This window comes from Collinsella sp. AF04-24 (assembly GCF_003465685.1).
Taxonomy (GTDB): Bacteria; Actinomycetota; Coriobacteriia; order Coriobacteriales; family Coriobacteriaceae; genus Collinsella; species Collinsella aerofaciens_AP.
The window spans coordinates 56,123-67,896 of the sequence record NZ_QSBK01000005.1 but is presented as its reverse complement, the minus strand read 5'-3'; the positions used below and the strand labels follow the sequence as shown (position 1 = coordinate 67,896).

Below are 11,774 nucleotides of genomic sequence, written 5' to 3'. Positions count from 1 at the left end.
GTTGCGCGTTCCGTACCAAGATTGTTTTCATTTAATTGAGCCGTTGCTCGCCAAGGTCGAAAAGCCGAGTCGCTATATCGATCACGAGTGGGGCACGCTTTCCAAGGCCGATGCCGACTACCGTTGCTGCCTGATCTACCCGGATGTGTACGAGGTTGGTCTGCCCAACCAGGGTATCGCCATCCTCTACAACATCCTTAACCAGGCCGAGGGCATCTCCTGCGAGCGTGGCTATGTGCCGTGGCCCGATATGGGTGACGCTATGCGCGAGGCAGGCATTCCGCTGCTCTCGCTCGAGGGTGCAGCGCCGGTCGCTTCGTTTGATATCGTCGGCCTGCATGTGCCGCACGAGATGGCGGTGACGAACTTCCTTGAGGCACTCGACCTCGCTGGCATTCCGCTGTTAGCGGCCGACCGAGGTGAAGACGACCCCATCATCATCGCCGGCGGCCCCTCGGTGTACAACCCCGAGCCGTACGCGGCCTTCTTCGATGCCATCCTCATCGGCGAGGGCGAGGAATCGCTGCTCGAGACCTGCCAGCTGCATCGCCGCCTGCGCGACGAAGGAGTCCCGCGCGCGCAGATTGTTGAGCAGCTTGCATCCATTGCCGGCAACTACGTGCCGTCGCTCTATGAGGTTCGTCACGATGAGCCCTGCTCGCCGCATGGCTACACCGTGCCGCGTGAGGGCAAGGATGCTCCGGTTGTGGTCTACAAGCGCGTCGTCGAGGATTTCGGCGCCACGAATCCGCTGTCGCAGTCGTGTGTACCCTATGCGCAGCTGGTCCACGACCGCCTGTCTATCGAGATCCTGCGTGGCTGCGCTCGCGGCTGTCGTTTTTGCCAGGCCGGCATGACGTATCGCCCGGTGCGCGAGCGCTCGGCCGACCAGATCGTCTCGTCGGTGATTCAGGGTCTGGAAAAGACCGGCTATGACGAGGTGTCGCTGACCTCGCTCTCCACGACCGACCACTCCTGCATTCGCGACGTGCTCGGCAGGCTCAACCGTCGCCTGGAAGATACGGGTATTCGCGTGTCTATTCCGTCGCAGCGCCTGGATTCGTTTGGCGTGGATATGGCCGAGTCGGTCGCCGGCGAAAAGAAGGGCGGCCTGACGTTCGCACCCGAGGCCGGCAGCCAGCGCATGCGCGACATCATTAACAAGAACGTGACCGAGGAGGACCTGGACCGTGCGGCCAAGGCGGCCTTCGAGGCCGGCTGGAACCGCATGAAGCTCTACTTTATGATGGGCCTTCCCGGCGAGCGCGACGAGGACATCGTGGCCATCGCCAATCTGGCCGATCACGTGCTGGAGCTCGGTCGTTCTGTGGTGCCCAAGGCTCGTCGCGGCTCGATCTCGGTGTCCATCTCGGTTTCGGTGTTTATCCCCAAGGCTGCCACGCCGTTCCAGTGGTGCCCGCAGCTCGACTACGACGACGTCAAGCGTCGCCAGAAGCTGCTTATCACGAGCGTTCGCAACCGTGCCGTCCGCGTGCATTACCACGATGCCGAGACCTCGCTCATCGAGGCCGCGCTCTCCCGCGCCGGTCGTGACATGACGCCCGTCATCATCGATGCTTGGCGCTCGGGGTCTCGCTTTGACGCCTGGGTAGAGCATTTCTCGCTCGATAACTGGAAGGAGGCTGCTGCCAAAAACGGCATCGACCTCAATGAGCTTGTGCACCTGCCCTACGAGTTGGACTGGCGTCTGCCGTGGGAGCATGTGAGCCCCGGCTGCACGCGCGGCTTCCTCGAGCGCGAGTACCGTCGCTCGCTCGAGGGTGTCACGACTCCCGACTGCACTCGCACGTCGTGCACCGGCTGCGGAATCTGCCCCACGCTCCACGCCAAGAATGTATTGATGGGTGATCGCGCATGAGTGAGCGCCTGACCGACAACCCCACGCTCTTTAGACTTCGTGTTCGCTATGGCAAGCGCGATCGCCTTAAGTACCTGGGCCATCTCGAAGTAATCCATACCATTGAGCGCATCGTGCGCCGTGCGGGACTTCCCTATGCCGTCACGCAGGGCTTCTCTCCGCACATGCGAGTGGGCTTCTCTTCGGCGCTACCGGTGGGTACGTCGTCGATCTGCGAGTGGTATGACCTGTTTATGACCGAGTTCGTGGCGCTCGACGAGGCGTTTGGGCGCCTGGCTGCGGCGTCTCCGGCCGATCTGGCGCCCATCGAGGCGGCGTATATCGACGTGCGCACGCCGGCGTTGACGGCGCAACTCACGCGTCTGTCGTATCGCATCGACCTGCACTTGGATCCCGAGGCGCCCGTAAGCGCCGACGAGGTGCGTCGTGCGATCGACACGCTGCGCGCGGACCATGGCATCGACTACGCGCGCGGCAAAAAGAGCAAGCGCTTGGATTTGGATCACACGCTCGTGGGCTATGAGCTCACGGCGGGGGAGCGCCCGGACCATTTGGTGCTCATGCTCGACACCCATGCCGACAACGAGGGCTCCATGCGTCCGGAAATTTTGCTTTCTGCTGCTGATGTTTTGTTGCAGGGCTTGACCCCGGGCGTGGATGCACCTATTGTTTCCACCGGTATGCAAGACCTCGTGACCATCTGCTCCTACGATGTCGAGCGTCAGAATCAAGCATGCGAGGACGACGAGGGCCGACTCGTCAGCCCCATACCTGTGCGAACTTGTGGATTTGCTCCACATACTCGTTGACGGGGGTATTTTCGCCTGCTACTATATTCGGCTGTTGCACTAACTGATGCATGAAGGGCAAGTAAACATGTACGCAATCGTTAACACGGGCGGCAAGCAGTACAAGGTCGCCACCGACGATGTCATCACCGTCGAGAAGATCGAGGGCAATGAGGGCGACAAGGTCACCCTGCCGGTCATCTTCCTCAACGATGGTAAGAAGATCGTCACCGATCCCGACAAGCTGGCCAAGGCCAAGGTTACCGCTCAGATCGTTGAGCAGTTCAAGGGCGAGAAGCAGCTGGTCTTCAAGTTCCACAAGCGTAAGCGCTATCGTCGTCTGAAGGGTCACCGTCAGCAGCTCACCAAGCTGAAGATCGTGAAGGTCCAGGCTACGTCCCGCGCCAAGAAGGCTGTCAAGGCAGAGGCCGAGGCTGTTGCCGAGGCTCCCGTCGCCGAGTAGATTACACTCGTAACGAAAGAGTAGGTATACACAATGGCACACAAAAAAGGACTCGGTTCCTCCCGTAATGGCCGTGACTCCCGCGGTCAGCGCCTTGGCACGAAGCGCTATGCCGGCCAGACGGTAACCACGGGCACGATTCTCGTCCGTCAGCACGGCACGCACATCCACCCGGGTGAGAACGTTGGCCGTGGCAAGGACGACACGCTGTTCGCGCTGGTCGACGGTACCGTTGAGTTCCACAAGGGTATCAAGCACAGGGTCAGCGTACGCCCGCTCGCGAACGCGTAATTCACCCTTCATAGAGCACATATGTGGGAGGCACTTGAGTTTTAGGATTCAAGGGTCTCCCTCTTTTTTGTAGGAGGCGATTCTGTTGTCACAGTTCACCGATATCAGCCGCATTAACGTGTGCGGCGGCGACGGCGGAGCCGGGTGCATGTCGTTTAGGCGCGAGGCATTTGTTCCCAAGGGCGGCCCCGATGGCGGCGACGGCGGTCGTGGCGGCAATGTCGTCATCCAGGCCGATGCTCAGCTGTCTTCGTTGATCGATTACCGCTTTAAGCATCACTTCCGCGCCGAACGCGGCACGCACGGGCAGGGTGCCCGTCGTAACGGCAAGAGCGGCGAGGACCTGATCCTGAAGGTTCCCATGGGCACCGTGGTGCGCGAGCTCGACCCCGAGACGCAGACCCCGATGTTCGAGATTGCTGACCTGGTGCACGATGGCGAGCGCGTTGTCGTGGCGCCCGGCGGTGCCGGTGGCCTGGGCAACACGCACTTTGTGACGTCGGTGCGCCGCGCGCCCGCGTTCGCTCAGCTGGGCGAACCGGCCGAGGAGCACTGGATTGAGCTTGAGATGAAGCTTATGGCCGATGCCGCACTCGTGGGCTTCCCCTCGGTGGGCAAGTCCTCGCTTATCGCGCGCATGAGTGCCGCCCGTCCCAAGATCGCCGACTATCCGTTTACAACGCTCGTGCCGAACCTCGGCATGGTGCGTGCCGGTGAGTATTCTTACGTCGTTGCCGACGTTCCTGGTTTGATCGAGGGCGCAAGCGAGGGCAAGGGCCTGGGCCATCAGTTCCTGCGCCACATTGAGCGCACGGCGCTCATCATGCATGTCGTTGACATGACGGGCGGGTTTGAGGATCGCGACCCGGTTGAGGATTACCGTATCATCAACCGTGAGCTCGAGCAGTATGGCGCCGAGCTTTCGGAGCGTCCGCAGATCGTCGTCGCCAACAAGTGCGATGCGCCGGGCACGGCCGACAAGATTGCCGACCTCAAGCGTGCGGCACTCGACGACGGCCATATGTTCTTTGCCGTGTCCGCCGTGACGGGTGCCGGTCTCAATACGCTGATGCTTGCCGTAGGCGAGCAGGTGGCTAAGCTTCGCGCCGAGCTGGCGGTCTCTGATGAGCCGGTCGATCTGCGCGACGAGGAGTGGGAGCGCCGCCGTCTGCAGCGCGAGAAGCGGTTCCGCATTGTCCAGGAAGAGCCCGGTGCCTTCCGCGTGGTCGGTCGTGCCATCGAGCGCATGGTCATCCAGACCGATTGGGAAAACGAGGAAGCTGTCATTTATCTACAGCACAAGTTTGCGCGTATGGGTGTTGACGACGCGCTCGAGAAGGCCGGTTGCCGTGCGGGCGACGAGGTCCGCATTTGCCAGCGCGCCTTTGACTTTGAGGGCGCTGAGGACTTCTCGGAGTACGAGGAGCTCGAGGACGCTGGCGAGGACGTTGCCGTTGAGGCCATTGACGTGGCCGACGTTGCGGATGAGGGCGTCGAGGTTGTCGATGCGGCGGATGTCGCGGACGATGCCGAGACCTCGGAGGGCGAGTAAGCCATGTCGCTGCGCGGTGGAATCGGTTTGCCCGAGCTGCCCATAAAAGAGGGCAAAGAATTTCGGCTTGGCATTATGGGCGGCACATTCGACCCGATTCATTACGGGCACCTGGTGACTGCCGAGCAGGCGCGCGAGTCGCTCGACTTGGACGCTGTGCTCTTTATGCCGGCGGGCTCTCCCGCCTTTAAGCTTGACAAGCCGGTGACGCCTGCCGAGGACCGTTATGCCATGACGGTCCTCGCCACCGCCGCGAACCCGGCCTTTTTGGCGAGCCGGTTCGAGATTGACCGTCCGGGCGTAACCTATACGGCCGATACGCTTCATGCCCTTCGCGACTTTTACCCGCCGCAGGTAAAGCTCTACTTTATTACGGGCGCCGATGCGATTATCGATATTGTGACCTGGCATGATGCCGAACGAATTGCTGAGCTTGCTACCTTTATTGCGGCGACGCGACCGGGCTTTGATATCGATACGGCGCGTGCCCGAATCAAAGAGTCGGGGCTGCCGTTCGACGTGCGCTATATTCAGATTCCGGCGCTGGCGATCAGCTCGACGAACATTCGTAAGCGAGTTGCCCGCGGCATGAGCGTGCGCTATCTTACGAGCGAGTCTGTGCTCGGCTACATTCGCAAGCGCAGTTTGTATGTCGATCTGGGTCAAGAAGATTTTGAGTGATGGGGGCTACGTTGTCGGTAGAGGATCAGTTTGAGGGCGATGAGCGCGCGCTGCTCAAGCGCATTCAAGAGCTGCTCGATGTTCGCATGAAAGATAAGCGCAAGCGCTATGTGCATTCGCTGGGTGTTGCCGAGACCGCACTTCATCTGGCCGAGGTCTACGGCGTTGACCGCTTTGATGCCGCTGCCGCCGGCTTAATTCACGACTGGGACAAGGTGCTTTCCGATGACGAGCTCGTGGCCCGCGCGCTTCACTATGGCATCAAGGTTGCCGGCTCTCCTTCCGCCGCGACGCCGCTTTTGCATGGCCCTGTTGCCGCCTATGAGCTTCCGCAGCTTTTTCCCGAGCTGTCACCGGCCGTTTTCCAGGCTGTCGACCGTCACACCGTGGGTGCCTGCGACATGACGCCGCTCGATATGGTGGTCTTTGTGGCAGATGCCATCGAGCCCAACCGCCACGGCGACTATGCCCATGCGCTGCGCAAGATGGTGGGGAAGTCCTCGCTCGACGAGTTGTTCTTCTCCTGTTTTGCGCAGGGTCTGGTCTATGTGATCCAGTCCGGGCGCTATCTTTATCCCACGGCTATTACGATTTACAACCATTACGCCCAGCTGCGCTAGCTCGGGTGTGTCTAGAAAGAGGTATTCCATGGCCGACGAGACCATGACTGACGAGCAGATTCTTGAAGGTGTGGAGCACAAGAGTTTCGTTGCCACGTCCGACCGCACCGCCGCCTCGCTGTCCGCGAGCGGTGTCGCCGCCGAGGATGTCGCCCGCGCCGCCGCGCAGGCCGCCTACGACAAGAAGGGCGAGGACGTGCAGGTGCTCGACCTGACCGAGCTTTCCGACGTGTGCGACTACTTTGTGCTTGCCACCGGTACCAACAACCGCCAGGTCGATTCGATCGTCGACGAGATCGAGGAGAAGGTCGCCGAGGCTTGCGGTGAGCATCCGTTCTCCATCGAGGGCCGCGAGCAGAAGACCTGGATGCTCATGGACTACGGCTCGGTTGTCGTCCACGTCTTCACTCCCGAAGCCCGCGACTTCTACCGCCTAGAAAAGCTCTGGGGTGACGCCCCCCAGCTCCCCCTCAATCTCCTCTAGTAGCTCATTTGATACGGGGCTTTTTAGCTAGCTTCGCGCATTTCGCCGGGCAGTTGCGGTTTTCCGCACCTGCCCGGCTTTCTTTTTGCCTAAAGGCGGTTAATCGTTGAAGCGGGATTGGCGGCCGAAAGATAGGGCGGTGTCGCCGAACTTGTCTCGGACGGCGTCGATAGCGACCGAGAGGTCGCGACGGTCGCTTGATTGGGCTCCGCGGTCATCGACTTCGCAGAACAGGTCGGTCTGGATGCCGCCTTGGTGGTCGAAGTCGCTCATGCCGATGCCCGCTAAGCGAACATGCATGCCTTCCTGCCAGATGTTGTCGAGCAGTTCGAGTGCAACCGCCACGAAGATGTTCTCATCGTCGGTCGGATGAGGCAGCCGGCGCTGTGCCGTACGCCCGCTGCCATACGAATACTTAAGCTTGAGCGTTACCGTGCCGCCCGTCAGTCCCTGACGGCGCAGGCGGCGTCCAACCGACTCACCCAGCAGCGCAATCGCCGCTTCGATGTCCCCGCGCTCAGTCAAATCTTTCGCAAAGGTGCGTTCATTGCTGACCGACTTGACCTCGCGCTCTTCATCGAGACTCGTGACTTCGGAGATTTCAAGTCCCAGCGCACGCTGACGCATACGTTCGCCGTTGACGCCAAAAATAGAGGCCAAGGTGGATTCCGGCGCGCGTGACAGCTCGCCGAGCGTGTAGATGCGCATACGGCGCAGTCGCTCCTCGGCCGAGCGCCCGATGCCGCTCATGGCAGATACCGGCAGCGCGGCCAAAAAGCGCTGCTCGGTTCCGGGGCGCACGATGGTCAGCCCAAACGGCTTATCCCGCTCGCTTGCGATCTTTGCGACCGTCTTGTTGCAGCCCACGCCAATGGAGCACGTCACTCCCAGCGCTGCCACACGGTCGCTTATACGCCGTGCAACCAGCAGTGGGTCCTCGGGCGCAAAGCGACCCGGTGTGATATCGATAAAGGCTTCGTCGATGGATACGCGCTCAACGCGCGGCGTCTCCTCGGCAAGAATCGCCATGACCTGCGCGCTCACCTCGCGGTAGCGATCAAAGTGCCCGTGCGTCCAAATGGCTTGCGGGCACAAGCGCCGCGCCTCGGCCGAGGCCATGGCAGAGCGCACGCCAAAGCGACGTGCCTCATACGAACACGTGGACACGACGCCACGCGAATCGGCGTCTCCGCCCACGATGAGTGGCTTTCCGCGCCATTCGGGATGATCGAGCATCTCCACGCTCGCAAAAAATGCATCGAGGTCCATGAGGCCCACCGCCGAACCCGTCCAGGGAGGTGGCGTGACGCTCATGGCATCCTCATAACCGTATGTATGTTCGCGTCTTTCCATGTCATGAGTATACCGCGCAGCTCATGTGGGGTGCGTGTATGTGCTTGCAAATCCCGAATTCTTGTCTAAGATATGGATTTGCCCTCGACTACACCGAAGAAGTTGGTCTCACGGACTTCACCTGCCCGCGTCGATGGCGTATTATGTTCAACTGTTTGTTTGTAGTTGCAGCCTAAAGCTGCTTGGTTGGAGGAGTTTCCTTTGGCAGTCAAGATTCGCCTTGCTCGTCACGGCGCTAAGAAGCGTCCGTACTACCGTGTCGTCGTCGCCGATTCCCGCGCCCCGCGTGACGGTCGTATCATCGAGGAGGTTGGCCGCTACAACCCGATGACCGCCCCCAAGACCATCAACCTCGACCTCGAGAAGATCGCCGACTGGCAGTCCAAGGGCGCTCAGCTCACCGACGCCGTCGCCGCTCTGGTCAAGGCCGCCAACGAGGGCGAGAAGACCGAGACCGTCGTCAAGAAGTCCAAGAAGCAGCTCGCCAAAGAGGCCGAGGCAGCTAAGGCTGCCGCTGAGGCCGCTGAGGGTGCCGAGGAGTAAATCGTGCCTGAGGTTGACGCTGCACAGCTCGAGGGTGAGGCAATGCTCTCAGATCGCATCGCCGATCTCGTCGAATATCTCGTTGTTCAGATCGTCGACGACCCGGATTCCGTGAGCCTTGAGGTCATCGATGGTGACGACGCCTCTACGATCGAGGTTTCGGTCGCCGAGGATGACGTCGCTAAGGTCATCGGCCGTCGTGGCCGTACCATCAAGGCCATTCGCACGCTCGCCCGTGCACTGGCCGCTCGCCTCGACACTGCTGTCGAGGTAGAGGTTCTGGGCTAGGGCCTTGAGGTCCCAGTACAAAAACATCGCCCGTGTGGTCAAGCCACACGGAAGGAAGGGGGAGGTCCTCGCGCAGCCGCTGCGGGGGCTTCCTTCTGTATTAGAGCCGGGTATGCGCGTCGCCCTGACGCCGCCGGCGCTCAAGCGCGACCGCTTTTGCACGGTCGTGTCCGTCACCGATACGGGCGATGGCGATCTGGTCTCGTTTGAGGGTATTGACGACTTGACGGCCGCCGAGGGCATCACGGGATGCTATGTGCTGGCAAATCGTGACGACTTTGAGCTCGATTCGCTCGACGCCGCCTATACCGACCTGATGGGCCGCGAGGTGGTCGACGAGCGCTTCGGTTCGCTCGGCACGATTGTCGAGATCATGTCGACGCCCGCCAACGATGTTTGGGTTGTCGAGGGCGATCGGTACGGCGAGGTACTGATTCCCGTGATCGAGCAGGTTGTGCTCGATCTTCCCGACACAGGAACAATTTCCGTCCACGTTATGGACGGCCTGATCGATATGGACAAGTAGGGAGGACAACATGCTGATTGAGACCCTTTCGGTCTTTCCCGAGATGTTTGAGCCCGTCATGTCCACATCGATTTTGGGCCGCGCCCGCAAGGCCGGCCTTTTTGATTTTAAGGCGTATAACCTGCGCGACTGGACGCACGACCGCCATCGTACCGTCGATGACGAGCCGTACGGCGGCGGGCAGGGCATGCTCATGAAGGTCGAGCCTATTGCCGAGGCCATCGAGGCTATTAGCTCCGAGGGCCCTAAGCCCACCGTGGTGTTTTTTACCCCCTGTGGCGAGCCCTTTACACAGCATGTGGCCGAGCGCCTGCTCAAAAGCGAGCGCTTGCTGTTTGTGTGCAGCCGTTACGAGGGTGTCGACGAGCGTGCCTATGCGTATGCCGACGAGCGCCTGTCGATCGGCGATTACGTGCTCACGGGCGGCGAGCTTCCCGCTATGGTCGTTGCCGATGCCGTCGTACGCCTGATTCCCGGCGCCCTTGGTGACGAGATGAGCAACGTCGACGAGTCGTTCTCGACCGCCGAGGACGGAGGCCTGCTCGAGTATGCGCAGTACACTCGCCCTGCTGAATTCAACGGCGAGGGCGTGCCGCCGGTGCTCGTGAGCGGTGACCATGCCAAGGTTGACGCCTGGCGCCGTAAGAATGCCATCGAGCGCACCTGCCGCTGGCGTCCCGACCTGATCGAGACGGCACGGCTTACGCCCCAGGAGCGCGCATACGCGCAGGAGATTCTGGACGCTTCGTATTCGCAGAGCGAGGAGTGAGAATGGTTCCATCGCAGCATTCCGCGTTGAGGGGCGCTTTTGAGTGGGTCGCGGTCATCGCGATCGCGCTCGTGGCCACCTTCCTGATCCGCACCTTTGTGGTCGAGCCCTTTGTGGTACCCACCGGCTCCATGGAGGACACGATCGAGATTGGCGACCAGATCCTGGCACAAAAGGTGAGCCTCGAGCTCGGTCAGCCCGTCAAACAGGGTGATATCGTGGTGTTCCACAACCCCGATGTCACTTCCGAGCATGATGTTCTTGTCAAGCGTGTTATTGCCACGGCCGGCCAGACGGTCGACCTGCAGGACGGCAAGGTGGTCGTTGACGGCCAAGCGCTCGATGAGGACTATACGACGGGCATGAGCTGGCCGCTTTCGGTCCAAGCGCCTGGCGCCCAGGTGAGTTATCCCTACACCGTTCCCGACGGGTGCGTGTGGGTGATGGGCGACAACCGCGAAAACTCTGCCGACTCGCGCTACTTTGGTCCCGTCGATCGCTCTGATTTGATCGCTGTGGCGCTTGTGCGCTACTGGCCGCTCAACCGCATCGGCGCTATCGACTAAAAACCGCTATAGTACAGTACCTAACCGTGTAATCGTTTCGACGAGGGGATATTAGAGGCATGAACGCTTCATCGCTTTCCTTCCAAGACATCATCCTGCGCCTCCAGCAGTACTGGGGCGAGCAGGGCTGCGTCATTATGCAGCCCTATGACTCCGAGGTCGGTGCCGGTACCTTCCATACCGCGACCACGCTGCGCTCGCTCGGTCCCGCCGAATGGCGCACCTGCTATGCGCAGCCCTGCCGCCGTCCCGCCGACGGCCGCTACGGCGAGAACCCTAACCGCATGCAGCACTACTATCAGTTCCAGGTGCTCATTAAGCCCTCTCCGGTTAATGCTCAGGAGCTTTACCTGGGGTCTCTTGCTGCCATTGGCCTGGACCCCAACGACCATGACGTCCGTTTTGTCGAGGACGACTGGGAGAGCCCGACGCTGGGCGCCTGGGGCCTTGGCTGGGAGGTCTGGCTCAACGGCATGGAGGTCACGCAGTTCACGTACTTCCAGCAGGTGGGCGGTATCGAGGTCGACCCCGTGCCCGTCGAGATCACCTATGGCCTGGAGCGTATCGCCATGTACGCTCAGGGCGTCAACTCGGTCTACGATCTGGTGTGGAGCTATCTGCCCGACGGCACGCCCATGACCTACGGCGACGTGTTCCTCGAGAACGAGCGCGAGTTCAGTGCCTATAACTTTGAGGTCGCCAACGTCGAGATGATGCGTCAGAAGTTTGACGACTACGAGGCCGAGTGCCATTCCTGCCTGGAGCGCAAGCTGCCGTTGCCGGCGTACGACTGTGTCATGAAGTGCAGCCACGCCTTCAACCTGCTCGATGCCCGCGGCGCCCTGTCCGCGGTCGAGCGTGCCAACTACATCCTGCGCGTCCGCGCCGTCGCCAAGGCGTGCTGCGAGGCCTACATGGCCGAGGTCGCCGGAGTCAACGAGAATGCCGACCAGGAAGGCGAGGTGGCGTAA

The 11,774-nt window shown here is 61.1% G+C and carries 15 protein-coding genes; 14 read left to right on the top strand and 1 reads right to left on the bottom strand.

What is annotated here, in order from left to right:
- The first annotated feature begins 1 nt into the window (after nt 1).
- The 8 genes from DWV32_RS03015 to rsfS all read left to right on the top strand — a co-directional run bounded on the left by DWV32_RS03015 (nt 2) and on the right by rsfS (nt 6,758).
- On the top strand, nt 2–1,879 hold the full coding sequence (locus DWV32_RS03015; RefSeq protein WP_117757142.1) for a TIGR03960 family B12-binding radical SAM protein: 1,878 nt from the start codon (nt 2–4) through the stop codon (nt 1,877–1,879).
- A complete protein-coding gene (locus DWV32_RS03010) occupies nt 1,876–2,688 on the top strand; it encodes a TIGR03936 family radical SAM-associated protein (RefSeq protein WP_117757141.1) in 813 nt (270 codons plus the stop codon). The genes DWV32_RS03015 and DWV32_RS03010 overlap by 4 nt, the downstream gene beginning before the upstream one ends.
- 67 nt (nt 2,689–2,755) lie before the next feature.
- On the top strand, nt 2,756–3,130 hold the full coding sequence (gene rplU / locus DWV32_RS03005; RefSeq protein ID WP_035138585.1) for a 50S ribosomal protein L21: 375 nt from the start codon (nt 2,756–2,758) through the stop codon (nt 3,128–3,130).
- 33 nt (nt 3,131–3,163) lie between these two features.
- Nucleotides 3,164–3,421, top strand: coding sequence for a 50S ribosomal protein L27 (rpmA, locus tag DWV32_RS03000; RefSeq protein ID WP_006236075.1), 258 nt, complete (start codon nt 3,164–3,166; stop codon nt 3,419–3,421).
- 85 nt (nt 3,422–3,506) lie between these two features.
- The gene (obgE, locus tag DWV32_RS02995) at nt 3,507–4,973 is read left to right on the top strand and encodes a GTPase ObgE (RefSeq protein WP_187361810.1); all 1,467 of its coding nucleotides are present in this window, start codon (nt 3,507–3,509) and stop codon (nt 4,971–4,973) included.
- Between the two features lie 3 nt (nt 4,974–4,976).
- Entirely contained in the window at nt 4,977–5,654 is a 678-nt protein-coding gene (gene nadD, locus DWV32_RS02990) for a nicotinate-nucleotide adenylyltransferase (RefSeq protein ID WP_055249998.1), read from the top strand.
- 86 nt (nt 5,655–5,740) lie between these two features.
- The gene (gene yqeK, locus DWV32_RS02985; RefSeq protein WP_197736885.1) at nt 5,741–6,274 is read left to right on the top strand and encodes a bis(5'-nucleosyl)-tetraphosphatase (symmetrical) YqeK; all 534 of its coding nucleotides are present in this window, start codon (nt 5,741–5,743) and stop codon (nt 6,272–6,274) included.
- A 28-nt stretch (nt 6,275–6,302) separates the two neighbouring features.
- Entirely contained in the window at nt 6,303–6,758 is a 456-nt protein-coding gene (gene rsfS / locus DWV32_RS02980) for a ribosome silencing factor (protein ID WP_035138582.1), read from the top strand.
- A gap of 99 nt (nt 6,759–6,857) precedes the next feature.
- Here rsfS and dinB read toward each other — a convergent pair whose 3' ends face one another.
- On the bottom strand, nt 6,858–8,111 hold the full coding sequence (dinB, locus tag DWV32_RS02975) for a DNA polymerase IV (protein WP_117757139.1): 1,254 nt from the start codon (nt 8,109–8,111) through the stop codon (nt 6,858–6,860).
- A gap of 201 nt (nt 8,112–8,312) precedes the next feature.
- On the opposite strand from dinB, the gene rpsP reads away from it, so the two are divergent.
- From rpsP to DWV32_RS02945, 6 genes are read left to right on the top strand one after another with little or no spacing between them, the layout of a single operon-like run.
- Nucleotides 8,313–8,654: a 30S ribosomal protein S16 gene (rpsP, locus tag DWV32_RS02970; protein ID WP_022094749.1), complete on the top strand. Its 342-nt coding sequence runs from the start codon at nt 8,313–8,315 to the stop codon at nt 8,652–8,654.
- 42 nt (nt 8,655–8,696) lie between these two features.
- Nucleotides 8,697–8,942, top strand: a complete 246-nt coding sequence (locus tag DWV32_RS02965; RefSeq protein ID WP_171021534.1) for a KH domain-containing protein — start codon at nt 8,697–8,699, stop codon at nt 8,940–8,942.
- A gap of 34 nt (nt 8,943–8,976) precedes the next feature.
- Nucleotides 8,977–9,468, top strand: a complete 492-nt coding sequence (rimM, locus tag DWV32_RS02960; protein ID WP_226812527.1) for a ribosome maturation factor RimM — start codon at nt 8,977–8,979, stop codon at nt 9,466–9,468.
- 10 nt (nt 9,469–9,478) lie between these two features.
- Nucleotides 9,479–10,237, top strand: coding sequence for a tRNA (guanosine(37)-N1)-methyltransferase TrmD (gene trmD, locus DWV32_RS02955; RefSeq protein WP_055250008.1), 759 nt, complete (start codon nt 9,479–9,481; stop codon nt 10,235–10,237).
- A 2-nt stretch (nt 10,238–10,239) separates the two neighbouring features.
- Nucleotides 10,240–10,803 (top strand): signal peptidase I, encoded by a 564-nt coding sequence (gene lepB, locus DWV32_RS02950; RefSeq protein WP_117757138.1) that lies wholly within the window; start codon nt 10,240–10,242, stop codon nt 10,801–10,803.
- 59 nt (nt 10,804–10,862) lie between these two features.
- Nucleotides 10,863–11,774 (top strand): glycine--tRNA ligase subunit alpha, encoded by a 912-nt coding sequence (locus tag DWV32_RS02945; RefSeq protein WP_006236091.1) that lies wholly within the window; start codon nt 10,863–10,865, stop codon nt 11,772–11,774.